This is a genomic window from Sporosarcina sp. P7 (genome assembly GCF_002743425.1).
Classification (GTDB): Bacteria; Bacillota; Bacilli; order Bacillales_A; family Planococcaceae; genus Sporosarcina.
In genome coordinates, this window is record NZ_PDZF01000022.1 from 1 (window position 1) to 23871 (window position 23871).

A 23871-nucleotide genomic window follows, 5' to 3' on the forward strand; every position below is an offset into this window, starting at 1 on the left:
ATGTGAGTCCTCCTTGGTTATTATTAGGGGTCAAGTAGTCGATGCCTTGACACCCCCGAATCATACCAAGGGGACTTTTCTATTTCAATAGGGCTCCACTAACCAAACAGGAATGCTCCGGGAGGATCAGCGTGCGCCTTGAGACCCCGCAGGGAGCGAAGCGGACGAGGAGGCTCAAGCCACGCCCTCCGGAAAGCGTCCCCAGCTGGAGCAGCAATCCCCTCGTAGATACTAAGTCACTATCTTAAATTTGAAATTCCACACACAATCCTGTTTAAAATCCGTCAAAGAGTACTATGTCACGTCACGTCGATTTTTGTTATACTGGAACGAATGAAGGATGAGGTGACGACATGGCGTACCAAAACGAAAAACTGCCCGAAGAGAAAGTGTTTAAAGACCCTGTACACAGCTACATACATGTCCGGGATCGCGTAATATGGGACCTAGTCAACACACGCGAATTCCAGCGCTTGCGCAGAATTCGCCAGCTTGGCACTACTTACCTAGTGTTCCACGGTGCAGAACACAGCCGCTTCCAGCACTCGCTTGGTGTCTATGAAATCGTCCGACGAATTCTCGACGACGGCTTCAGGGGGCGTAAAGAATGGAATGAAGAACAGCGACTCGTCGCCCTGTGTGCAGCATTATTGCATGATCTGGGACATGGTCCATTTTCCCACGCATTTGAAAAAGTATTCAATCTGGATCACGAACAATTCACCCAGCAAATTTTATTGGAACAGACAGAAGTCCATGAAGTGCTGCGTCGTGTGTCGCCAGATTTCCCACAAAAAGTGGCAGATGTGATCGACAAAACGTACCCAGACAAACTGGTCGTCAGCTTGATCTCCAGCCAAATTGATGCAGACCGTATGGATTATCTTCAACGCGATGCATATTACACAGGCGTTTCCTACGGTCATTTCGACATGGAACGGATTTTGCGTGTCATGCGTCCGACTGAAGACCAAGTAGTCATCAAGCATAGCGGCATGCACGCGGTGGAAGACTATATCATGAGCCGCTATCAGATGTACTGGCAAGTGTATTTCCACCCCGTGTCGCGAAGTGCGGAAGTAATTCTTATTAAAATTTTACACAGAGCGAAATTTTTATTTGAAACAGGGTATGCATTTAAGCAAGAACCCATGCATTTCATTTCGTTCTTCGCTCAAGAGTTCAAATTGAAAGAGTACATAGCTCTTGATGAGGGCGTGTTATTAACATATTTTCAACTGTGGATGGAAGAAGATGACACGATTTTAGCGGATTTATGCGATCGCTTCGTTAACAGACGGCTATTTCAATATGCCGAGTTCGATCCCGCCGTGCAATATATGAAATTCGGTGAACTGATTACATTGTTTAAAGAAGCAGGGCTCGATCCCGAATATTATTTAGTGACGGATTCTTCATCGGATTTACCTTACGACTTTTATCGTCCAGGTGAAGAGAATGAGCGTGTGCCGATTTATTTACAACTAGAAAATGGCGATTTGCGTGAACTGTCGCGGCTGTCCGATGTGGTTGAAGCGATATCAGGAAAACGCAGAACAGATCATAAAATTTATTATCCTGAAGACTTGTTAGTAGATGGAAACCCGTTGCATGAGAAGATTTTGGAATTGTTAAGAGGTTAAGAGAGGGGTTGCGGGACTTGCTTCAAGAGCATGCAAAAATCGTTCAGTTTATATCGTTGGCGAATGAAGTAAATGGCCGTAAGAAAATGCAGAAGATGGTTTATATATTAAAGAAAATGAATTTCCCGTTTGCTGAGAAATATGAGCTCCATATGTATGGTCCTTATTCGGAAGAACTGACATTGCGAGTGGAAGAATTATGTGAAATGGGCTTTTTGGCTGAACGTTTTGAGGACAAGGGTTCGTATAAGCAATATTGCTATCAAGTGACGGATGAAGGATCGAAATTCCTTACGACAGCAGAAGCACCAAAAGAACAGTTGCCAAAATGTATCGAGCGATTGAATGAGAAGTCGTCACGCTTTTTGGAATTGGTCTCAACATTGCTATTTTTCGATCAGCTCGACAAAGAGGACCAAATTGCTAAAGTGCGTATCGTGAAAAACAAATTGAACTTCACTGATCAAGAAATGGATCAAGCTTTTGCCTTCATCGAAGAGATGCAAGTGAGTTCAGTCAGCTAAATGGATCAAGTAAAAAGGATTCTCACGATGAGAATCCTTTTGCTGATTTTACTGATCACTCATACGTTTTCCATTTTTAAAAAGATGGTTTTTTGGCATTTCTTCAATGAAAACTGTTACGCTGTCAGTAGTAGCACCAGTCGTTTCCACAACAGCTTGCGTAACTTTTTCACAAAGTGCCCGTTTTTGGTCGTCAGTGCGTCCTTCAAGCATTTTTACTGTGACATATGGCATTTAGTTTCCTCCTTAGCAGAAAATTCAGGTATAGTACATATAATAACAGAGACGGAGGTCGATTTATATGGCAAATGAGCAAAATTCAAAACCAAAGTTAGGCTTTACGATAATAAAAAATGACCCAACAGATGGACATAAAGGGTTCGGCATAGGTTCGTTGTCGTTGGAAAACATTTCGCCTGTGATCATCGATGTAGAAGCGGGCACAGCACAAGTGGAAATGGGGGCTATGCATGCCCGTAGTGATACGGAACGAGGAATCAAATTCACCACAGACCGCAAAGATTCTGAAGGCGGCAAACCATACTGGCTAGTTTGGGTGACAATTGATTACCGTGAGGAAGGTCCGTATTACGCAGGTATCACAGCTTGCGAAATGATCGTCAACCGTGAGAAGAGACGTGGCTACAAGTTACTGGCAGACCACGTCAACCGTATGGACAAATCCATGAAGAGACATATTATCGTAGACGAAATGGACGATCGTTCGAAAAAAATTCTTAAGGACTTTCTGAAATCACATAACGCAGAACTTTGGGAACGTAGTACACCTGAATTACACGAAGGTTTGCGCACAGAGTAAGACGTCCAACGGCATACGTAAAAAGTACAATTTTCGTCAAATGCGTCAAAAATGTGACAATTTGCATTACGTACTCTTTGAGGTTGAATGTCTGCAACAAAGGAAGTAAACTAAACATACAGCTTTGCGCTGTAATCTAGGACACCCGCTATGTAGAGGATCGTTTGATGAAACCACAAACCCAAGCAGTGCAGATTCACTCGATTACTACATAACGGTCGAAACAGCCTCGCTCTCCGCGGATACGGAGAACGAGGCTGTTTTTATGTGGATTTAAGAAGTGAAGTCTACTTCCAGCACTCATAGTATGTGGCTACGCGCTCTATGCTGCCGTGCGAACGCACATATTCTGTAGCTAAGCGTACATCCGCTCTATCACTCCCGCTATCCGCTCAATCACCGCAGCTTACCGCTCTATCTGGAGACAGATCCGCTCAAACATCATCGCGATCCGCTCTATGCAAACGTCCAAGCGCTCTATCACGCACGTCAGCCGCTCAATCTCTACAGTTTCCCGCTCTATCACTCAAAAAACGAAAACGGGAATAACTCCATTTTAGAATTTTCCTCTTCTCCCGAATGTTGTTCTCTCAACGAGCGATCCGTGCATAACTTCTTCGGTACATCTTTATCCTTCACATAGATCAATCGTTGCTTCGCGCAATCATTGACCGCAATCCCGCCAGTTTCGATATCCACAATGACGCCTTGTACGCCTGAAGGGGGAAGGAAGGGTTGTGGGGCTGTTCCTTCATGCGCCGCTTCCATAAAATCGATCCAGACTTTTTTTGAAACGGTTTTATCCTCCAAATTCTCTAGTTGCTTGCCACGGTCAAAGCCTGTCCAGATGCCTGCAGTTAATGTGGGCGAGAATCCAATCAAATACTGATCCGATATCGTTGTTCCGGACTTCGCTGCATAAGGTCGTGTTTGTTTCGGTCGCATTGATAAGCCTGTAGAAGTTAAATAATCATTGAAAACAGGGTCGAACATCCCTGTCATCAAATGCGTTAGCACAAATGCGTCTTGTTCCGACATGGCTTGCTTTGGCTTCTTAGAAGGGTGCTCATAGACCAGTTTTCCGTTCGCATCCGTAATCGATAGAATCATTTGGGGTTCGACTTGTTTACCTTTTGACGCAATACGATTATACGCTGTCGTCATCTCGAATAATGTCACATCGGATGTTCCAAGCGCGACTGCTGGGGATTCGGGAAACGAGACATCGATGCCTAGTCGCTGCGCCATTTTTGTGTACGGCTTGTAACCGACTTGCTCAAGCGTTTTGACTGCATAAATATTATCTGAAATGGCAATCGCCTGTGCCAATGAAATCGGCTTCACCGCAAACTCCCCGTTAATATTGCTTGGCTCATATGTCGAACGACCGTCATCATACGTAAACACTGTCTTTTCAGCTGTCATGAATGTTAACGGATTCATACCTTTTTCTAGCGCTGCTGCATAGAGGATGGGCTTCATCGCAGATCCCGGCTGACGTTTCGCTTGAGTTACTCGGTTGAAGGAGCTGTCGCCAAAATCCACTCCGCCTATCATCGACGTCACGAATCCCGTGTCTGCAGCCATGGAAATAAATCCGACTTGCAGGTCATTTGCGGGCATAGCTTGTTTAATTGCTTGTTCTGCTGCTTGCTGGTGCTGTTGATTCAACGTCGTTCGAATTTGCCAGCCGCCTTCTGCAGGTACACGTCCTTTTGATGCGAGGATGTCTTCTGCCTCTTGCCACGCAGCATCCAAAAAGTACGGTGCCACTTGCTTCATATCTTTCCAACTCTCCGTCTTCAGTACGATCCTCTCATCTACCGCGCGTTCCTTTTGCTCGGCTGAAATATAATCGTACTGCTCCATTTGCTCGAGCACGAGCAGTTGGCGGTTGCGTGAATTCTCGGGATTATCAAGAGGTGAATAAATAGAAGGGCCTTTTGCGATCGCCGCAATCGTAGCCGCTTCTTCCAATGTCAGCTCTTTCGCCGCTTTTGAGAAATAAAATCGGCTCGCCGCTTCGACCCCGTACATTCCATGACCGAAGTAGACGGTATTTAAATAACCTTCCAAAATCGTATCCTTGTCATAGAAAACTTCGAGTCGATAAGCAAACAATGCCTCATGCAGTTTCCGTGTCCAAGACTTTTCGTGCGTCAAATACAGATTCCGCGCATATTGCATGGTAATCGTACTCGCGCCTTGTGCCTTACTCATCGTTTTGACGTCCTTCAGAACTGCACCCGCAATCCGTTTATAATCAAATCCATTATGCGAATAAAATTGTTTATCTTCAGTTGCCACGAAAGCATCTGTAAGAAAAGGGGATATATCGGACAGCTTCATCCAGTAACGTCTATGTTGCGAAAAGTGATCCCCGATCTGATGCCCGCTATGATCGAGGAACAATGAAGCCTTCGGTACGCTTAATGATGGGGCACCAAGTACTTGAGCATATATTCGAAGGGCGATTAAGACCGTCACGATCGCGGCTATCGACGTGATCGACAGGGAAAACACAACCATTTTCATTTTTTTACGATTGGTGGATTTTATATAGTCGGTACGTTTCATTACTCATCACATCCCGTTCCATTCAGTATCTTTTGACAGTATGGGACGGTAATGGACGGATTAAACGGACTGTAGGAAAAGTTTAGACGTGTAACATTGAAACTGGTACCAGAAGAAGTGTATAATGAGTGAATCTATTTACTTAAGGCGGTGAACGAATGGAAGCGCCAAAATTGAAAGTTCAGCTCCGTTCCGTTATTCAACATCCAGACCAGCAAGCGGAAACGCATACGATGCAGGCGACTGGAGAGATCATTGAGAAAAAAGGGCAGGCCTACTTATTGTTTGAAGAACGGACAGAAGGAATGCCAGCAGTCCGAACGACCGTGAAGCTACATGCCGAAGATGCCTTCATCATGCGTAAAGGCGGCGTGCAGATGCGCTTACCGTTCAGACAAGACGATGTCCGTTTTGGCACGTACGGTAATGGTCCTGCCGTTATGGATTTAGCCGTTTATACCAATCAACTGGAGTGGGTACCTGGACGTTTTACCGTAGCGTACGACTTACATTCAGATGAAAGTTTATTAGGGAAATACCATTTGACAATAACCTACTCGGAGGTAACACAATGAATGCAGTAGAGCAGATTCAACATGAAATTAAAGAAGCGTTGCACGAAGCGATTGAGAAAGCACAACTAGTTGAAGGTGCGGATATTCCGGAAATTAAACTGGAATCACCAAGAAGTAAAGAGAACGGCGATTATGCAGCGAATATCGCAATGCAGTTGACAAAACTAGCGAAAAAGCCACCACGTGCAATCGCGGAAAGTATCTTGGAGCATCTTGATACGACAAACACGGCAATCGACTCCATTGAAATTGCTGGACCCGGTTTCCTCAATATCCGCTTGAAAACAGACAGTCTCGGAGATATCGTGAAATCTGTCCTGGACCAAGGAGCAGACTACGGACGTTCCGACAGCGGACAGCAACAGAAGATCCAAGTTGAATTCGTTTCAGCGAACCCAACAGGCGACTTGCACTTAGGACACGCACGCGGGGCATCACTTGGTGATTCATTATGTAATATTCTTGACAAAGCAGGCTATGACGTAGCGCGGGAATACTACATCAATGATGCGGGTAATCAAATAAATAACTTAGCGTTATCGATTGACGTTCGTTATTTCGAAGCACTTGGATTAGAAAAAGAAATGCCAGAAGACGGCTACCGTGGTGCAGATATCATCGCCATCGCAAAAGGTCTCGTTGAACAATATGGAGACAAGTATGTCCATGTTCCAGAAGAAGAGCGACTTGCATTTTTCCGTGAACACGGCTTGAATATCGAATTAGATAAACTAAAGAAAGACTTAACGGACTTCCGCGTGCATTTCGATAACTGGTTCTCGGAAACATCCCTATATAACAACGGCAAGATCGAAATCGCACTCCAAAAACTTCGTGAAAATGGCCATGTCTATGAAGAAGACGGCGCGACTTGGTTCCGCTCCACTACATTTGGTGACGATAAAGACCGTGTATTAATCAAACAAGACGGATCATTCACGTACTTAACACCGGACATTGCCTATCACCAAGACAAGCTAAGTCGTGGATTTGATAAACTAATCAATATTTGGGGAGCAGACCACCACGGATATATTCCACGTATGAAAGCAGCAATCCAGGCGCTAGGTTATGACCGCGATACGCTCGAAGTAGAAGTGGCGCAAATGGTTCAGCTCTATAAAGACGGAGAAAAATTCAAAATGAGCAAGCGCACAGGAAAAGCGGTCACATTGCGTGAACTCGTAGAAGAAGTCGGATTAGACGCTGTACGGTATTTCTTTGCGATGCGCTCAGGCGATGCACAAATGGACTTCGATTTAGATTTGGCAGTATCCAAATCCAATGAAAACCCTGTCTACTACGCACAATACGCGCACGCACGTATCTGTTCAATCCTACGTCAGGCAAAAGAACAGAACGTGGAAGCGTCAACGAAAAACGTCACGCTATTGCAAGATGAGAAAGAATTGGAGCTACTGAAGAAGCTCGGAGATTTCCCGAAACTTATCAGCGACTCAGCTCGCATGCGCGCACCGCACCGCGTGACGACATATATTCAAGAACTAGCAGCTACATTCCATAGTTTCTACAATGCGAATAAAGTGCTCGACCCGGAAAATAAAGACCTGTCCGAGGCACGTTTGGCTTTGATCACAGCAACTAAAACGACGATTGCGAACGCATTGAAATTAGTTGGCGTTGAAGCACCGGAAAGAATGTAATATCTCGAAAACGGCCAAGCAGATTATTTACTGCTTGGCTTTTTTATGTCTTTGGAAGTACTGCCTTTCAAAGTTTCATCAAATCCAACGAAATATCCCAATAGCGCGATCTTCAAGCAGTTTGGCGCGGTTACACATCATAATAGCGCGGATCACTCAACGATTGGCGCGGTTACATAGAGTAATTGCGCGGTGTTAAACACGAAATGCGCGGTCTATTCCAGTTTTAGCGCGGTTCAACCTACCACCACAAGAACAGGTAGGAAGTGGGATGACTTTTGAAAGATCAGCACCGCCCTGTACAACCCTCACTATTACCGCTATAATAAAGCATAATTACATATCTTCTAAAAGGTTCTCAATACTAGAGATGAAAAGTGAAATCGGTTCAAATCCGATGCGGTCCCGCCACTGTACGTGCTATGCACAAGCCAGGTCACCCTGCCTTTTTAGAAAATGAAGTTCCGCAGCAACCTACGAGGATAGGTGTACTGGAAGAAGTCGCGTCCTGATTTCATCCCACCTAATCCTTCGAATGATCGAAGGTTTTTTCATGTCTGCGACTTGCGTAATGCCACACACATATTAAAGGAGGAACACACATGAAGAAGTTTTTACAACTACTGCTGACAGCTATGCTCGCGGTACTACTACTCGCAGCATGTGGAAGCGATAGTGCAAAAGAAGAAACACCAGCAGATGAAAATCAAGCTGGCAAAGAAACGAAAACAGAACAAGCATCAACGGATACAACGAGTTATCCATACACCCTGACAGATGCGATTGGCGAAGAAGTTACATTTGAAAAAGCGCCGGAAACTGTCATTTCATTACTTCCAAGCAACACGGAAATTTTATACGGAATTGGTGCAGGGGATAAAGTCATTGCAGTAACAGAAAACGATGATTATCCTGAAGAAGTAACGGAGCTTGATACAGTAGGAGACTTTACGGTCAACATAGAAAAAGTGATTTCATTGCAACCGGAAGCAGTGTTCGCAAATGAAATGATGATGGGTTCGAATGAAGAAGGATTGAATCAGATTCGCGACGCAGGCATCCCTGTGATTGTTATACAGAATGCAGGAACATTTGAAGAGACATATGAAACGATTGAACAGATTGGTAAAGTTATGGACAAAAATGCGGAAGCGAATCAAATCGTTGAAGATATGAAAACGAAAGTCGCTGATATCGAAAAGAAAGCAGCGGACATCACGGACAAGAAGCGCGTGTTCATTGAAAACTCCGATGCGCCTGAAATTTATACGCCAGGAAAAGGAACTTTCCCACAACAGTTTTTGGATATGATCAATGCTGAAAACATCGTGACAGAAGAAGGTTGGATTATGATTAGTCCTGAAACGATTGTAGATGAAAATCCGGATGTAATTTTGGCAATGTATAGCTATGTTCCAAACGTTGTAGAAAATATTAAGACGCGTGACGGGTTTGATGCGGTTACTGCGATCAAAGAAGATCGAGTCATTCAACTGGATGAAGATATTACAAGCCGTACAGGTCCGCGTTTAGCTGACGGATTAGAATTGTTTGCGAAAGCAGTCTATCCTGAGGTATTCGGTGAATAAAACTGCGCTCGCCTATGTCGTGTCGATTGCCACACTCCTTGTGGCAATTTGGCTCGGCGTATCGATCGGTACAGTGAAAATACCAATAGAGACGCTATGGAATCAAGCGGACGCGACCGCAAGTAATATTTTGTGGAAGATCCGTATGCCGCGTGTGTTGCTGGCAGGAATTGTCGGTGCCTCACTGGCTATATCAGGAGCCGCGTTCCAAGGGCTTTTGAAAAATCCATTAGCTGATCCTTACACCCTCGGAGTGTCATCCGGTGCCTCTGTCGGCGCCGTGATTACACTCTTTTTTGGTATATCGCTACCGGTTCTTGGCGCGTTCACCTTACCTGTATTTAGTATGATGGGTGCAGCAATCACGATGTTTTTAGTGATTGGCTTTGCTCGAATGGTAGACCGATCGATGAAAATGGAGACGATCATTTTAACAGGAATTATTTTTGGTTCTTTTCTCGGTTCCGTGCTGTCGCTGATGATCGCGTTAACGCAAGAAGAACTTCGTCAGATCGTCGGTTGGCTCCTTGGTAGCGTATCGATGCGCGGCTGGAATTATATTCTGATGGTCCTGCCATTTTTCTTCATCGGTACATGTATGCTGTGGCTTAATCGCCGTGAATTGAATGCTTTATTATTCGGTGAAGAACGCGCGCATCATCTTGGAGTCAATGTCAAACAACGTAAATTGATGATTTTGCTAGGGGGATCGGTATTAACTGGTTCCGCTGTTGCCGTGTCTGGAACTATCGGCTTTGTAGGCCTAGTTGTACCGCATATGACACGGATGTTATGGGGCTCCGATCACCGTCACGTATTGCCATTATCATTATGTAACGGTGCCTCATTACTGATCATTTGCGATCTCGTAGCACGAACGATTATTTCACCGGCTGAATTACCGGTCGGTGTCATTACCGCATTCATTGGCGCTCCGGTGTTTGCCTATATCTTTTACAAACAACGTAGAAAAGGAGCGATGTGAAGATGTTGCAAGTGGACAATTTGTCGGGAGGCTACGGAAGAGAACCGATTGTGCGAAATGTGTCGTTCCACGTGGAAAAAGGAGAAGTTCTCGGAATTTTAGGACCGAATGGTAGCGGGAAATCTACATTACTGAAAATTATATCGGGGATTTTGCCGAAACAAAGCGGTAAGGTCATGATTGCCGGAAAGCCTTCTGGTGCCTATACGCAGAAACAATTCGCACAGCAAGTAGCCGTCTTGCCGCAGCTTCATGCCCATGCCTTTTCCCATAGCGTCAAAGACACTGTCGCTCTAGGTCGTTATCCGTATCAGACCGGAATTTTTTCAAGTTGGTCGGAGTTTGACGAGCAGGCGGTACAAGAAGCGATGAATCATACAGGTGTCACGCGATACGAAAATACCGCCATTGAATTATTATCAGGCGGTGAGCAACAACGCGTATTTGTTGCACAAGCACTCGCCCAGCAAGCACCTATTTTATTATTGGATGAACCGACAAATCACCTCGACATCGCGCATCAGCAACAATTGCTCGATACGATCCGTAATCAAGCGAGACAGAAGGGGATTACGGTTATTTCGGTATTCCATGATATCAATCTCGCTGCTCTGTATTGCGATCGTCTGTTGCTATTAAAGAATGGAGAAGTAGCATCAATCGGTGTGCCGCAAGACGTCGTGCTCGAGCAAGAGATTCATCACGTATACAATGCGCGCGTCAAAACACAGCCCCATCCTGAAATGCCGAAGCCTCAAATGACGTTGTTGCCGAACTTGCAAGAAAAGGTAGAGCTATTTTCTGTAAAGAAGGCAGATATAACGATTAAGGAAGATCACGTATTGTTACAATCAAGCCAATCGCTGAAGACGATTTCTTCCGCTGTCCATAATGCGGGACTTGGCTGGTACAAGACATTCGTTAATCGAGGCGTACGTGCGGATTATATGATTGATGATGTTCAACAGGAGAACACGGACTATTTGCGTACGCTTGGCTATCATCTGACAGATACAGTCGCCATGATGACAGCCGTTAGTCCTGAGCACGTCGAAGTAGAAGAGTACGAAGGAGAATTCGGCTCGATTGTCGTGGCGGTGACAGCAGGTATTGGAAACGCGGTGGATGTTTCAAAGTCTTGGCAACGTGAAGATATTCCTTACATAGGTACGATCAATACATGGGTATTCATTAATGGTGAATTAAGTGAAGAAGCTTTCGTCCAAGCGTTGATTACCGCAACAGAAGCGAAAGTGAAAGCGCTGCAAGACGAGCAAGTGAAAGATCCAGAATCCGGCACAGTCGCTACAGGTACTTCGACAGATAGCGTGTTGATCGCATCTACACAACAAGGAGAATACTTGCCGTACGCAGGGCCCATTACTCAACTCGGCAAGTTGATCGGTAAAGGGGTCTATGATTGTACGGTGCGAGCTATTCATTCGTATCGATTAGCAGTTGGTGAGCACCGATGATTCCTGCACATTTTATTGCGATCGCCATTGGCATGGTGCTCGACCGGCTCATTGGGGACCCGCCTAACTGGCCGCATCCAGTCAAGTGGCTAGGTACGATGATTAGTAACTTAACGAAGCTATTGAATAAAGGAAGCATGCGTACAATAAAAGGGGCGATCGTCTGGTTGTTTATATGTATGACGACGTTTCTACTCGTCATCTGGCTCGTCAGTATTGCGTATCGCCTCCATCTGTTGGCGGGGATCGCAATCGAGGCGTTGCTCATTGCGGCGGGACTTGCTCAAAAGAGTTTGCGTGACGCGGCATTGCTAGTTTATGAGCCATTGAAGTCAGAAGATATGAACGAAGCCCGTGAAAAACTCAGTTGGATTGTCGGTAGAGATACGAAGGAGCTCGATGAAAGTGAGATAGCCCGCGCTACGATTGAAACGGTTTCAGAAAACACGTCTGACGGAATCACGGCTCCATTATTTTGGGCATTCTTGCTCGGTGCACCTGGCCTATGGCTGTATAAAGCGATCAATACACTCGATTCCATGGTGGGGTACAACGATGAACGTTATCGTGAATTTGGAAAAGTTTCGGCTCGTATGGATGATCTCTTTAACTGGATTCCTTCAAGAATTACGGGGTTGCTCATTCTAGTTTTCACTCCCAATGAAGGCGGACATTCATTTGCAAAGCGAATTAGCGGCTGGCTAGGCGATGCCAAAAAACATTTGAGCCCAAATAGCGGTTATCTTGAAGCAGCAACGGCTTGGCAACTCAATATTCAGTTAGGCGGACGTAGTACATATCGCGGAGTGGTGTCGGAGCGGGCGATACTCGGTCCGGCAGTCATTGCGAATAAAGAACATATTCGCTCCGCTACTTACCAAATGCAAGTCGTGTCTTGGACATTCTGGTCACTCGGCACAGTAATAGGAGGAATTTTCTATGCGATTGCCTGAACACGGCGCAAACAGTAAACGACTATACACATCAATGAATATTCCTATGCCTAATGAAGTGTTGGATTTCAGTGAGAACTGCAATCCAGCAGGTCCTCCGCCGTCTGTAATAGAAGCGTGGCCTACGTTGATATCAACACTCAACAGCTATCCTGATCCAGACGGTCAGCCATTTCGTTCGGCGGTTTCGGTTTTTCATCAAGTAGACGAACAACAAGTACTCGTTGGCAATGGTGCGGCAGAAATCCTCTCTTTATTGGCAGGGAATTACCGAGGCAAACGAGTCATCTTGATTGATCCAACCTTTTCCGAATATCGCGCTACGCTTGAAGCGAACGGTGCAGAGGTCGTTTCGCTTCAAGCTAGTGAAGCAGAAGGTTTTGAATTGCCTATGCGTCAAATCTTAAAGGCATTACCTACTGCGGATGCGATATACATCTGCACGCCAAATAATCCGACAGGCTTGTTACCTTCAAAAAGCGAGCTACTAACGATTATAGAAGTGGCTAAAAGTAGTTCGACAGATGTTGTGCTAGACGAAGCATTCATTGATTTCATCGATGAATCCAAGTCCTTTATTCCACAAGTCGCCAACTATCCGAATTTGTTAATCGTACGCTCGATGACGAAAATGTATGCGATTCCTGGCATCCGTCTAGGGTATATCATTGCACATCCCAATCGAATTGAAACGTTGAAACAACGAGCTTCGCATTGGCATGTCAACGGACTTGCTGCTGAAATCGGGTTGTTCTGTTTACAGGAAGAAGCGTATCGTGAACAGGCGATTTTGCACGCGCAATCAGAACGCGTAAAGATGACGCAGTTCTTGCGCTCACATAGTTGTGAAGTCCTCGACTCTTCCGCTAATTATCTCGTCATGAAGCCCGTGCAAGATGCGAAAAAGCTTTATAAAGAGTTATTGAATCAAGGGATTGTCCTGCGGCATTCGGAAAACTTCCGCGGGATGAACGGGCGTTGGTTGCGGATCGGAATGAAATCCGAAACGATGATGGATACACTGCGGGAGGCGATGGATCAATGGTTCAAGCGACAGTAACCTTCATCAGTGGCGGAGCGCGCAGCGGAAAAAGTGCGTATGCGGAACGTCTGCTTACCCATCAAACAACAGGTCGCCTCGTCTACATTGCATCCGGTGTAGCAGCCGATGAAGAGATGAAGCATCGGATTGATCAACATAAAGAAGATCGTCGTCATGCGAATTGGCACACACTCGAGCAACCGAAACATCTCCATGAAGTGTTGCCGTTTTTAAAACCGGGTGATCTCGTGTTATGGGACTGCCTCACTACATGGCTCGCTAATGAAATGTATGAAGGATACGAAGAAGGGACACCTTGCGTTCATCGCGCGGGGTGTTTAGAACAAAAGCAGAATCAACTACTTCACACGATAAAGCAAATGACAGAAATCGTCTCACAGCTAGTCATTGTTTCAAATGAAGTCCTCGATGAGTGGCCACAATACGAAGAAGAGACGGAAATCTACCGCCAAACCATCGGCATACTGCATCAACAAATCGTACAGCAAGCAGACTGTGCGATTGAAATGGATCACGGGTCGCCAATCGTCTGGAAAGGTGTGAATTCATGAACGGATTAATGATCGTCGGTACTGCTTCAGATGTCGGTAAAACGATGATTTGCACTGCGCTATGTCGACTGCTTTCGAATGAAGGCGTCCATGTAGCACCTTTCAAATCACAAAACATGTCGGGCTTCTCTGAAACGTTAGCGGACGGACGTGAAATCAGTCGGTCCCAATTCCAGCAGGCACAAGCAGCCCGCACACAACCGATTATTGAAATGAATCCAATTTTGATGAAGCCGCGCGACGCTATGCGGGCTGACGTTCTACTTATGGGTGTACCGTTTGAGGCGATAGGCGGGCAATCTTTTCGTGAAGAGTGGTTCGAAAAAGGTCTTGAAACAATTCGAGGAGCGTTAGATTATTTGTCCGATCACTACGACATGGTGATCATCGAAGGGGCGGGCAGTACCGCAGAAGTAAATTTGATGGATCGTGAATTGACGAATATGCGCGTTGCGGAACTGGCAGATGTACCTGTCGTACTAGTTGCGGACATTTCCAAAGGCGGTGCTTTTGCATCGGTTGTTGGCACACTTCAACTACTTTCAGAAGAAAGACGTCAGCGTGTCAAAGGCATTATCATCAATAAATTTTACGGTAACGTGTCTAATTTCGAAGACGGCGTAAAATTTATTGAACAATACACTGGGATCCCGGTGGCGGGTGTCATTCCCGTCTTAGAAAACCATGGAATACTAGAAGAAGACATGGATCGTGCCACGCTTCCTGCAACGGAAGGTGTCGATGTCTACGAACAATGGGCTGATCACGTAAAGCAACATCTCGACTGGCCGTTGATTCAATCTATTTTGGCGTAAAGGAGCGAGAAGATGAATAGCATTTTACTAGCGCTCCAATTTTTTACGTCACTTCCTGTTCATAAAGAACTGCCGTTAGGGAAAAAAGAAGTATCCGGCATGTACATCGCGCTGCCGTTCATTGGGGGCGGTATCGGCGTACTGCTAGCAGGCGTTGCGTATGTTACAAGTGATTTCAATAGTTTCCTGACTGCTGTACTCATTTTGCTCGCGGGATTGGTTGCGACTGGCGGCTTACACGTAGACGGATTTGCGGATCTCGGTGATGCATTCTTTTCCTATCGGGATCGTGAAAAACGACTGACTATCATGGATGATCCACGGCTCGGCGCATTCGGCACATTGTCGTTACTCGTTTTACTCTGCTTGAAAATTGGCTTATTCATTGAAATATTGCAGCTCGTAAACGGTTGGGCGTTGCTTGTCGCGGTGCCGATTCTCTCCCGTGCTACATTAGTAGGGTATTACACACTAACAAAAACCGCGAAAACAAGCGGCATTGCGTACTTTTTCAAACAACAATTTCTACGCGGACGGATGCTTGTTACATCGAGTGCGATCAGTGTAGTGACGATTGTTTTGTTAAGTATTCAATTCCGCTCCATCTTATTAACCCCCGTCATGCTACTCGTCATATGTTTGGCAATCTGGCTTTATCATCGCTGGACGATCAAACATTTCGGAGGCGTCACAGGGGATCTATGCGGTGCATTCATTGAAGGAATGGAGGTACTATTATGGCTCGTCCTTATCGTATATTTCTCGTCCGGCATTTAACGACGACTGCGAATGAACAGCGACTCTATTGTGGATGGACGGATAGCGAATTGGTGTCGCAAGAAGGCGAGGCCATTGAATTTCCAGTAGCCGTCCAACATGTAATGGGTAGTGATTTGATCAGAACCCGTCAAACTGCGGCCATTTATTTTCCACAAATAGACTTTACGGCTGATGTGCGCTGGCGGGAATGTCATTTCGGGGATTTTGAAGGGCAGTCGTATGATCAGTTGAAACATGATCCTGACTATCGCAACTGGCTAGACGATGCGTGGAACACACCACCGCGCAATGGGGAAACATTGCAACAAGTAAAATCACGCGTGTTGGATGCATTAGCTGAGTTGCCAAATGAAGCAGTCGTCGTGACGCATGGCGGCGTGATTCGCGTAGTGCTCGATACATTCACACAAGAGCAACGTTCATTTTGGGAATGGGATGTAACAAACGGATCCATTTGGCAACTCGAATGGGCTAGCGAGAATGAATTCAAGGAGGGGAAGCCATGCACGTCGTTATCGGAGGTGCCTATAACGGTAAAACAGACTATGTGAGACGTTGGATTGGCGATTCGGCGGCATGTTTCTGTACAATGGATACAACAGCAACCGCTAACCCCGATCAAACACTCGTTATCTCGGGTTTGCACGAGTGGCTGATGACTACAGATATAACAGAAATAGAGGCCAGCAACGCAGTGCGCGAAATCAGCGGACCGAACACTGTCTTCATTTTAACGGAAATCGGGCGGGGCATTGTGCCGCTTGATGCACAGCAACGGGAACTGCGCGATCGATGTGGCCGTTTGTATCAGCAATTATTCGCAGAAGCCACAACGGTTACAAGAATTTGGTATGGTATTGCTCAGACAATCAAAGGAGTGAAGTGAAATGAAAATCTATACGAAGACTGGCGACAAAGGTACGACAAGTTTAATTGGCGGACGCGTCGCAAAAGACGACTTGCGCGTTGAAGCATACGGCACGATTGATGAACTAAATTCATTTATCGGGAAAGCTATGACAGAACTGGATGGAGAGAAGTTTGTGGATATCTTGACTGATCTCGAGACCATTCAAAATGAATTATTTGACGGTGGCGGCGACTTGGCAAACGTCATGAAAGAGCGTCATTACAAGCTTGACGAAGAACCTATCACAGTTCTTGAAAACCGAATCGATAAGCTAATGGAAGAAGCGCCTGAACTAGAACGTTTCATCCTACCAGGCGGTTCACCGGCAGCGGCGACATTGCATATCGCACGTACCGTAACACGCCGTGCAGAACGTGTAACCGTTACACTGATGAACGCGGCGGACGATGTATCACCTGTCGTGGGGCGCTATTTGAACCGTCTATCGGATTATCTATTCGTAGCAGCACGCATCGTCAACGCTCGACTCGGCATTCCAGACAATGAATACGTCCGTAGCGCAAAAGTATTCCGCACGAATGATAAAAAGGATAAGTGATCATATGTAAATAGGGACCTCTGGTAATGCCAGAGGTCCCTGTTTTTTTGTGTGGCGCTCAATGTATCCTTGTCTCCGCTCAATCGCGTAGCTTGAGCGCTCTATCAAGCTTTGCATCCGCTCTATCACGGGGTCCGAGCGCTCTATCAAGCTTTGCATCCGCTCTATCACGGGGCCCGAGCGCTCTATCAAGCTATTGCATCCGCTCAATCGCTGTCCCGAAGCGCTCTATCAAGTTCCGTATCCGCTCTATCACAATGCCAGAGCGCTCAACCAAGTCTCACATCCGCCCCACCCCCCATCAAATCAAACCCGAATCACATCATACAATTTCGTAAACTCTCGCTTACTTAAAATTTTCGGCACAGGATACAACGGATTCGCTTCCACTGAGGCGCGTTGTACCATTAGTGGAATATCTTCTACCATAATTCCATCTACATGTTCCGGAATATTCATCGCATGATTCAACGCTCGAATTGCCTCGATGAACTTCTCCGCTTTTATTCGCTTCGAATCCGAATGATTTGTGATGCCAATTAAATCAGCTAACTCGGAAAGGGGATTATATACGTTTTTGCCATAATACTCGAGTATGTGCGGCAAAATAATCGCATTCGCTAATCCGTGTGGCATGTTGTAAAATCCACCGAGCGTGTGTGCGATGGCATGAACATTGCCGACGTACGCTCGAGTAAATGCTTTGCCGGCCAAATAAGAAGCCTGTTGCATATTCGTTCGGGCGGTTAGATTATCCCCATTGCGGTAGGCTTCATATAAATTTGAAAACACGAGTTGCACTACTGTACGGCTGTCTCTCCGCGTATCATTCGTATTACTGTTGCCAATATACGCTTCGACTGCGTGCGTTAAGGCATCCATACCGGTAGTTGCCGTAATCGCTGGCGGCAACTTCATTGTCAACAGTGGATCGAGCACAGCATAATGGGGAATCAGTGACGTATCATTGATCGCATACTTCTCATATGTCTCACTATTCGTCACTACCGCAGCGAGCGTTGCTTCACTTCCGGTTCCCGCGGTCGTAGGTACTGTGAACAATGTAGGGATTCGCTTGCGCACGTGGAATAAGCCTTTCAATTCGGGAATCTGTTTCTCGGGTCTTGCAATTCGTGCACCTAACGCTTTTGCGCAATCCATTGGAGAACCACCGCCGAACGCGATGAGTGCTTCGCATTCATTGGCTATGTACAATGCTCGCGCTTCTTCGATGTTGATGATCGTAGGATTTGCGACAGTTTGGTCATACACCAAGTATTTGATACCGAGTGAATTAAGACCGACTAGCATGACATCTAATAAGCCCAGCTTGGCGACATTGCGATCTGTAATAATGAGCACGCTACGAATACCAAGACTTTTTACTTTCCCCGCAAGGCTTTCCAAACTACCAGGTCCAACTAGCAACTCCGGCTCGCGCCAAGGTAAAAAATTCATTCCGACTTTGAGTCCTTTTTGAATCAACCTTGCATATAATCGATACATAACAAAACCCCTTTCTCATGCTAGCAGCGCATTATGAAAACGTTAGCATGAAGTAGGTGAATTTGCTATATTAAAATACGATAAAATAGAATGTTCCAACTATTTTAGTAGTAATGTTATACTAGAGATGGAAAGCGCTAAATTTCTCTAATTAGGTTTAGTAATCAATTTAAGTAGAGTAGCGATAAAGACTACCAGAGCGAGCTTTGATGCGAGAATAATTATAATAAATACATAATGACTTGACAAAAAGACCTCTCATACATAGTAAGAAAATAAAAAATAAACTTTTAAAAACAGTTGACTGAATGATCATTCATTATTACACTATACATAGAATCTAATTGAAAGCGGTTTCTCAAAGGGAATCACAAGTAGAAGAAATGGAAGGGGAATAAGGGATGAATATATTACTTATCGCGAACTGGATATTATTTGCAGCGGTCGTTATATACGGCTTTGGTTTATTCCTATACTTACTAAAAACTCGCTACGAATTCATCCGACTGGGGAGAAAAGAAGAATTCGATAATGATGTTAAAGCGCGTTTGAAGAAAATTTGGGTTTACGTATTTGGACAAAAGAAACTACTGAAAGATAAAAAGAGTGGGGCCATCCATGTGATGTTCTTTTATGGTTTCCTACTCGTTCAATTTGGGGCAATTGACCTGATCTGGAAAGGCTTAAAACCGGGATCACATCTGCCACTTGGCCCGTTGTATCCGGCGTTTACATTCTTTCAAGAAATTGTCGTATTTGTCATCTTAGTAGCGGTCGTATGGGCATTCTACCGTCGTTACATGGAGAAGCTAGTTCGTCTAAAGCGCGGCTGGAAGTCTGGTCTAGTTCTTATATTTATTGGACTACTTATGATTTCCACACTGGTCGCTAACGGCGCGAACATGATTTGGCATAATGAAGGCACTACCTGGACAGAGCCCATGGCGTCGATCATCGCAACAGTATTCAGCGGTGTTCCGACAGGCGTAGCTGTCACCATATTCTTTATCGGCTGGTGGGTACACTTACTAACATTGCTGACGTTCCTAGTGTATGTTCCACAATCGAAGCACGCGCACTTGATTGCAGGTCCGGCAAACGTCTATTTCCACCGCTTAGATCACGCGGGACGTTTGAAGCCAATCGATTTTGAAGCACTTGAAGAAATCGAAGACGAGGATGAAATGCCGCCACTTGGTGTAGGTAAGATCACCGACTTCACACAAGCGCAAATGATAGATTTCTATGCCTGTGTAGAATGTGGACGCTGTACGAATATGTGCCCAGCGACGGGTACTGGTAAGATGTTGTCGCCGATGGACTTGATCACGAAGCTACGTGACCACTTAACAAACACAGGTGCTGTCATGACGAAGCAACAACCGTGGGTACCTCAACTAATGTTTAAAAACACACAAGGAAATCAATTGGCATTCGCTGCTACGGCGGAAGGTATGACAATCGATGAATTATATAGTCCTTCATTAATCGGAGACGTCATCACAGAAGAAGAAATTTGGGCATGTACGACGTGCCGTAACTGTGAAGACCAGTGTCCAGTAATGAATGAACACGTAGATAAAATTATCGATCTTCGCCGTTATCTGGTGATGACGGAAGGGAAGATGGATCCCGATGCTCAGCGCGCGATGACTAATATCGAACGTCAAGGCAATCCGTGGGGTCTTAACCGCAAAGAGAAAGAAAACTGGAGAGATGCACGTCCAGACTTACACATCCCGACAGTGAAGGAAGCGAAGAAAGCTGGGGAAGACTTCGAATACTTATTATGGGTTGGTTCGATGGGTGCGTTTGATAACCGCTCACAGAAAATCGCTCTATCTTTCGCACATTTATTGAATGAAGCAGGAGTAAGCTTCGCAATTCTTGGTAACAAAGAGAAGAACTCCGGAGACACACCACGTCGTCTCGGAAATGAATTCTTATTCCAAGAGCTCGCAACGGCGAATATCGCGGAATTCGAAAAAGCCAACGTTTCAAAAATTGTCACGATCGATCCGCACGCATACAATATCTTTAAAAATGAATATCCCGATTTCGGTCTGCAAGTCATCGTTAAACACCATACCGAGTTGCTTTATGAACTGGTCATGGCAGGCAAACTAGTACCGAAATATGCAATCGATGAAGTCATTACATTCCACGACTCTTGTTATCTAGGCCGCTATAACGACGTCTATGATCAGCCAAGAGAAATTCTTAAAGCGATTCCGGGCGTTCAGTTGGTCGAAATGGAACGTAACCGTGAAGAAGGCATGTGCTGTGGAGCAGGTGGCGGTATGATGTGGATGGAAGAAGATACAGGCCAGCGCGTCAACGTAGCGCGTACTGAACAAGCGCTTGAAGTTAGCCCAGGAATCATTTCATCTGGCTGTCCGTATTGCTTGACGATGTTGTCTGACGGAACGAAAGCGGTTGAAGTCGAAGAACAAGTCGGCACATACGACATTGCTGAACTATTGGAGCGATCAATCTTTGGAGAATTCCAAACGGTGGCGGAGCTCGAAGAAGAAGAGGTAGAAGAAATAGTAGTTGTGGAAGAAGTAGTAGAGTCGGAAGAACGGATTTCGGAGCCTGAGTTGGCTGTAACGGTTGAAACAGGGGATGAAACACCGAAAAACGACGACGGAAAACAGTATTAAAAGTATTGTGAATATCGTGTCAATACCGTACAATTAAGTTATCTAAAGCGCTAACAATTGAATGAACTATAATAAGAGGGGCTATGCACCCTCTTATTTAGTAGTCAGGTATCGAGCGAGCGTTCAGTCAGTACACAAATAGGGGGAATGGGAAGATGAGAACAGTTATTTTACAAGGTGCTAGAACACCATTTGGAAAACTAAGCGGTGTATTGCAATCACAAACAGCAAGTGATCTAGGCGGCATTGCGATCAAAGAAGCATTGGCACGTGCTGGCGTACAAGGCGATCAAGTGGATGAAGTAATCATGGGGACTGTATTACAAGCGGGGCAAGGTCAGATTCCATCACGTCAAGCAGCTGTCAAAGGTGGCATTCCATACGGCGTCAAAACGGAAACGATCAACAAAGTATGCGCTTCCGGAATGCGTAGTATCACACTGGCCGACCAGCTAATTCGACTCGGAGATGAGACAACGATCGTTGCTGGCGGTATGGAGTCGATGACCAATGCACCGTATTATGCAAATGTCCGCTCAGGTTTGAAAATGGGCGATAGCACATTAGTGGACGGCATGATATACGACGGACTAACTTGTGCATTCGCGCCGGGCAATGTTCATATGGGTACGTACGGAAATAGCACAGCAAATGACTTTTCAGTAAGCCGTGAAACACAGGACAAATGGTCATTACGTAGTCATGAACGTGCACTTGAAGCGATGGATAAAGGACTATTCGCAGAGGAGATCGTTGCGGTCAGCATTCCTCAACGTAAAGGTGATCCAGTCGTTGTGACGGAAGATGAAGGCCCACGTCGAGGCAGCTCACTTGAATCGTTGGCAAAACTACGCCCAGCGTTCGGTAAAGACGGTAGTATCACGGCTGGAAACGCACCTGGCATCAACGACGGTGCATGTGCTGTCGTGTTAATGAATGAAGATGAAGCGAAAAAACAAGGCAAGGAACCGCTTGCTGTGATTCTAGGTCACGCGGAAGTAGCGATCGAACCGGAGCGTTTCCCTGAAACACCAGGTCATGTCATCAAGGCGTTGCTTGAGAAAACAGGGAAAACTGCAGAAGACATTGATCTATACGAAATTAATGAAGCATTCGCAGTCGTTGCGCTCGCAAGCTCACAAATCGCTGGACTGGACGAAGAAAAAGTCAACGTCAATGGAGGCGCAGTCGCACTAGGACACCCAATTGGGGCAAGCGGAGCGCGCGTGGTCCTAACATTGGCGAATGAACTAAAACGTCGCGGTGGTGGAATCGGTATCGCAGCTATCTGTTCAGGTGGCGGCCAAGGAGATGCGATCATGATCGAAGTACCAAATACTAACTGACCGGGGGCATTGTAGATGACAATTGAAAAAGTATTTGTAATCGGCGCAGGACAAATGGGCGGAGGAATTGCTCAAGTCTGTGCACAGGCAGGCTATCAAGTCACTCTTCACGATCTTAATGAAGAAGCATACGATCGAGGTTTTAAAGTCATCACGAAAAACTTAACACGCAACGTGGAAAAAGGACGTATGACGGAGGAAGAGAAAGATGCAGTCCTCGGTCGGTTCACACAATCACTAGATATGAAAAATGCGAGAGATGCCGATATCGTCATCGAAGCCGCAGTTGAAAATATGGCAATCAAAACGAAGATTTTCGCAGAGTTAGATGAAATCACACCGGAACATACCATCTTGGCAACGAACACATCTTCGTTACCTATCACGGAAATCGCTGCGGCTACAAAACGTCCAGGTAAAGTAATTGGCATGCATTTCATGAATCCGGTACCAGTCATGCAACTTGTTGAAGTCATTCGCGGACTCGCAACAGATGACGATGTCTACGAAGCGGTCGAAGATCTGACAAAAAAGCTCAACAAAACACCGGTTGAAGTGAACGACGCGCCAGGATTTGTTGCGAACCGTGTATTGATGCCGATGATCAACGAAGCCATTTTCACATTGTATGAAGGTGTCGCGACAAAAGAAGCGATTGACGACGTTATGAAAATGGGGATGAATCATCCAATGGGGCCTCTGCAGCTAGCAGATTTCATTGGACTGGATACGTGCCTGTACATTATGGAAACATTGTATGAAGGATTTGGCGACTCAAAATACCGTCCATGCCCGTTGCTACGTAAATACGTCAAAGCAGGTTGGCTCGGTAAAAAAACAGGACGCGGTTTCTATTCATATGAATAAATGAAT

At 45.6% G+C, this 23871-nt stretch carries 22 protein-coding genes and 1 riboswitch; of the genes, 19 read left to right on the top strand and 3 right to left on the bottom strand.

What is annotated here, in order from left to right; genetic code table 11:
• Window positions 1–353 precede the first annotated feature (353 nt).
• Together CSV60_RS14885 and CSV60_RS14890 are read left to right on the top strand one after the other, a co-directional pair.
• Window positions 354–1643 carry an HD domain-containing protein gene (locus tag CSV60_RS14885; RefSeq protein WP_099637520.1) on the top strand — a complete coding sequence of 430 codons (1290 nt, stop codon included), beginning with the start codon at window positions 354–356 and terminating at the stop codon, window positions 1641–1643.
• Between the two features lie 17 nt (window positions 1644–1660).
• Window positions 1661–2167: a YwgA family protein gene (locus CSV60_RS14890; RefSeq protein ID WP_085132664.1), complete on the top strand. Its 507-nt coding sequence runs from the start codon at window positions 1661–1663 to the stop codon at window positions 2165–2167.
• A 48-nt stretch (window positions 2168–2215) separates the two neighbouring features.
• On the opposite strand, the gene CSV60_RS14895 is transcribed toward CSV60_RS14890, so the two are convergent.
• Window positions 2216–2401 (bottom strand): 2-hydroxymuconate tautomerase, encoded by a 186-nt coding sequence (locus tag CSV60_RS14895; RefSeq protein WP_099631212.1) that lies wholly within the window; start codon window positions 2399–2401, stop codon window positions 2216–2218.
• A 67-nt stretch (window positions 2402–2468) separates the two neighbouring features.
• On the opposite strand from CSV60_RS14895, the gene CSV60_RS14900 reads away from it, so the two are divergent.
• Window positions 2469–2987 (top strand): YwhD family protein, encoded by a 519-nt coding sequence (locus tag CSV60_RS14900; protein ID WP_099637521.1) that lies wholly within the window; start codon window positions 2469–2471, stop codon window positions 2985–2987.
• Between the two features lie 522 nt (window positions 2988–3509).
• Here the strand turns inward: CSV60_RS14900 and CSV60_RS14905 are convergent.
• Window positions 3510–5564, bottom strand: coding sequence for a transglycosylase domain-containing protein (locus CSV60_RS14905; protein WP_099637522.1), 2055 nt, complete (start codon window positions 5562–5564; stop codon window positions 3510–3512).
• Window positions 5565–5722: 158 nt separating this feature from the next.
• Here CSV60_RS14905 and CSV60_RS14910 point away from each other — a divergent pair, with 158 nt between their 5' ends.
• The 13 genes from CSV60_RS14910 (at window position 5723) to CSV60_RS14970 (ending at window position 17483) form a co-directional block, all read left to right on the top strand.
• Window positions 5723–6139 (top strand): YwiB family protein, encoded by a 417-nt coding sequence (locus tag CSV60_RS14910; RefSeq protein WP_099631215.1) that lies wholly within the window; start codon window positions 5723–5725, stop codon window positions 6137–6139.
• On the top strand, window positions 6136–7803 hold the full coding sequence (argS, locus tag CSV60_RS14915) for an arginine--tRNA ligase (RefSeq protein WP_099631216.1): 1668 nt from the start codon (window positions 6136–6138) through the stop codon (window positions 7801–7803). Before CSV60_RS14910 ends, argS begins: the two co-directional genes overlap by 4 nt.
• A 335-nt stretch (window positions 7804–8138) precedes the next feature.
• Window positions 8139–8266: riboswitch (cobalamin riboswitch) on the top strand.
• Window positions 8267–8405: 139 nt separating this feature from the next.
• Entirely contained in the window at window positions 8406–9392 is a 987-nt protein-coding gene (locus tag CSV60_RS14920) for an ABC transporter substrate-binding protein (protein ID WP_099637523.1), read from the top strand.
• Window positions 9385–10377 (top strand): FecCD family ABC transporter permease, encoded by a 993-nt coding sequence (locus tag CSV60_RS14925; RefSeq protein ID WP_099637524.1) that lies wholly within the window; start codon window positions 9385–9387, stop codon window positions 10375–10377. The genes CSV60_RS14920 and CSV60_RS14925 overlap by 8 nt, the downstream gene beginning before the upstream one ends.
• 2 nt (window positions 10378–10379) lie before the next feature.
• Entirely contained in the window at window positions 10380–11852 is a 1473-nt protein-coding gene (locus CSV60_RS14930; RefSeq protein WP_099637525.1) for an adenosylcobinamide amidohydrolase, read from the top strand.
• Window positions 11852–12805, top strand: coding sequence for an adenosylcobinamide-phosphate synthase CbiB (cbiB, locus tag CSV60_RS14935; RefSeq protein WP_099637541.1), 954 nt, complete (start codon window positions 11852–11854; stop codon window positions 12803–12805). The genes CSV60_RS14930 and cbiB overlap by 1 nt, the downstream gene beginning before the upstream one ends.
• Entirely contained in the window at window positions 12792–13865 is a 1074-nt protein-coding gene (cobD, locus tag CSV60_RS14940; protein ID WP_099637526.1) for a threonine-phosphate decarboxylase CobD, read from the top strand. Before cbiB ends, cobD begins: the two co-directional genes overlap by 14 nt.
• Window positions 13847–14419, top strand: coding sequence for a bifunctional adenosylcobinamide kinase/adenosylcobinamide-phosphate guanylyltransferase (locus CSV60_RS14945; protein WP_099637527.1), 573 nt, complete (start codon window positions 13847–13849; stop codon window positions 14417–14419). The genes cobD and CSV60_RS14945 overlap by 19 nt, the downstream gene beginning before the upstream one ends.
• Complete coding sequence (locus CSV60_RS14950) at window positions 14416–15234, top strand: cobyric acid synthase (RefSeq protein WP_099637528.1); 819 nt, start codon at window positions 14416–14418, stop codon at window positions 15232–15234. Before CSV60_RS14945 ends, CSV60_RS14950 begins: the two co-directional genes overlap by 4 nt.
• A gap of 12 nt (window positions 15235–15246) precedes the next feature.
• Window positions 15247–16011, top strand: coding sequence for an adenosylcobinamide-GDP ribazoletransferase (cobS, locus tag CSV60_RS14955; RefSeq protein ID WP_099637529.1), 765 nt, complete (start codon window positions 15247–15249; stop codon window positions 16009–16011).
• Window positions 15972–16565, top strand: coding sequence for a histidine phosphatase family protein (locus CSV60_RS14960; protein WP_099637530.1), 594 nt, complete (start codon window positions 15972–15974; stop codon window positions 16563–16565). The genes cobS and CSV60_RS14960 overlap by 40 nt, the downstream gene beginning before the upstream one ends.
• Window positions 16517–16900, top strand: a complete 384-nt coding sequence (locus tag CSV60_RS14965; protein WP_099637531.1) for a bifunctional adenosylcobinamide kinase/adenosylcobinamide-phosphate guanylyltransferase — start codon at window positions 16517–16519, stop codon at window positions 16898–16900. Before CSV60_RS14960 ends, CSV60_RS14965 begins: the two co-directional genes overlap by 49 nt.
• Window position 16901: 1 nt before the next feature.
• Window positions 16902–17483, top strand: coding sequence for a cob(I)yrinic acid a,c-diamide adenosyltransferase (locus CSV60_RS14970; RefSeq protein WP_099637532.1), 582 nt, complete (start codon window positions 16902–16904; stop codon window positions 17481–17483).
• Between the two features lie 306 nt (window positions 17484–17789).
• Here the strand turns inward: CSV60_RS14970 and CSV60_RS14975 are convergent, their stop codons facing one another.
• Window positions 17790–18989, bottom strand: a complete 1200-nt coding sequence (locus CSV60_RS14975; protein ID WP_099637533.1) for an iron-containing alcohol dehydrogenase — start codon at window positions 18987–18989, stop codon at window positions 17790–17792.
• A gap of 401 nt (window positions 18990–19390) precedes the next feature.
• On the opposite strand from CSV60_RS14975, the gene CSV60_RS14980 reads away from it, so the two are divergent.
• The 3 genes from CSV60_RS14980 (at window position 19391) to CSV60_RS14990 (ending at window position 23865) form a co-directional block, all read left to right on the top strand.
• On the top strand, window positions 19391–21652 hold the full coding sequence (locus CSV60_RS14980) for a (Fe-S)-binding protein (RefSeq protein ID WP_099637534.1): 2262 nt from the start codon (window positions 19391–19393) through the stop codon (window positions 21650–21652).
• A 155-nt stretch (window positions 21653–21807) separates the two neighbouring features.
• A complete protein-coding gene (locus CSV60_RS14985; RefSeq protein WP_099637535.1) occupies window positions 21808–22998 on the top strand; it encodes an acetyl-CoA C-acetyltransferase in 1191 nt (396 codons plus the stop codon).
• Window positions 22999–23013: 15 nt separating this feature from the next.
• Window positions 23014–23865, top strand: coding sequence for a 3-hydroxybutyryl-CoA dehydrogenase (locus CSV60_RS14990; protein ID WP_099637536.1), 852 nt, complete (start codon window positions 23014–23016; stop codon window positions 23863–23865).
• Window positions 23866–23871 lie beyond the last annotated feature (6 nt).

Bases quoted from the DNA above. Each gene is read 5' to 3' on its own strand.
- CSV60_RS14885 (WP_099637520.1), top strand. From the start codon at position 354: ATGGCGTACCAAAACGAAAAACTGCCCGAAGAGAAAGTGTTTAAAGAC.
- CSV60_RS14895 (WP_099631212.1), bottom strand. From the start codon at position 2,401: ATGCCATATGTCACAGTAAAAATGCTTGAAGGACGCACTGACGACCAA.
- CSV60_RS14900 (WP_099637521.1), top strand. From the start codon at position 2,469: ATGGCAAATGAGCAAAATTCAAAACCAAAGTTAGGCTTTACGATAATA.
- CSV60_RS14905 (WP_099637522.1), bottom strand. From the start codon at position 5,564: ATGAAACGTACCGACTATATAAAATCCACCAATCGTAAAAAAATGAAA.
- CSV60_RS14910 (WP_099631215.1), top strand. From the start codon at position 5,723: ATGGAAGCGCCAAAATTGAAAGTTCAGCTCCGTTCCGTTATTCAACAT.
- argS (WP_099631216.1), top strand. From the start codon at position 6,136: ATGAATGCAGTAGAGCAGATTCAACATGAAATTAAAGAAGCGTTGCAC.
- CSV60_RS14920 (WP_099637523.1), top strand. From the start codon at position 8,406: ATGAAGAAGTTTTTACAACTACTGCTGACAGCTATGCTCGCGGTACTA.
- CSV60_RS14930 (WP_099637525.1), top strand. From the start codon at position 10,380: ATGTTGCAAGTGGACAATTTGTCGGGAGGCTACGGAAGAGAACCGATT.
- cobD (WP_099637526.1), top strand. From the start codon at position 12,792: ATGCGATTGCCTGAACACGGCGCAAACAGTAAACGACTATACACATCA.
- CSV60_RS14945 (WP_099637527.1), top strand. From the start codon at position 13,847: ATGGTTCAAGCGACAGTAACCTTCATCAGTGGCGGAGCGCGCAGCGGA.
- CSV60_RS14950 (WP_099637528.1), top strand. From the start codon at position 14,416: ATGAACGGATTAATGATCGTCGGTACTGCTTCAGATGTCGGTAAAACG.
- cobS (WP_099637529.1), top strand. From the start codon at position 15,247: ATGAATAGCATTTTACTAGCGCTCCAATTTTTTACGTCACTTCCTGTT.
- CSV60_RS14960 (WP_099637530.1), top strand. From the start codon at position 15,972: ATGGCTCGTCCTTATCGTATATTTCTCGTCCGGCATTTAACGACGACT.
- CSV60_RS14965 (WP_099637531.1), top strand. From the start codon at position 16,517: ATGCACGTCGTTATCGGAGGTGCCTATAACGGTAAAACAGACTATGTG.
- CSV60_RS14970 (WP_099637532.1), top strand. From the start codon at position 16,902: ATGAAAATCTATACGAAGACTGGCGACAAAGGTACGACAAGTTTAATT.
- CSV60_RS14975 (WP_099637533.1), bottom strand. From the start codon at position 18,989: ATGTATCGATTATATGCAAGGTTGATTCAAAAAGGACTCAAAGTCGGA.
- CSV60_RS14980 (WP_099637534.1), top strand. From the start codon at position 19,391: ATGAATATATTACTTATCGCGAACTGGATATTATTTGCAGCGGTCGTT.
- CSV60_RS14985 (WP_099637535.1), top strand. From the start codon at position 21,808: ATGAGAACAGTTATTTTACAAGGTGCTAGAACACCATTTGGAAAACTA.
- CSV60_RS14990 (WP_099637536.1), top strand. From the start codon at position 23,014: ATGACAATTGAAAAAGTATTTGTAATCGGCGCAGGACAAATGGGCGGA.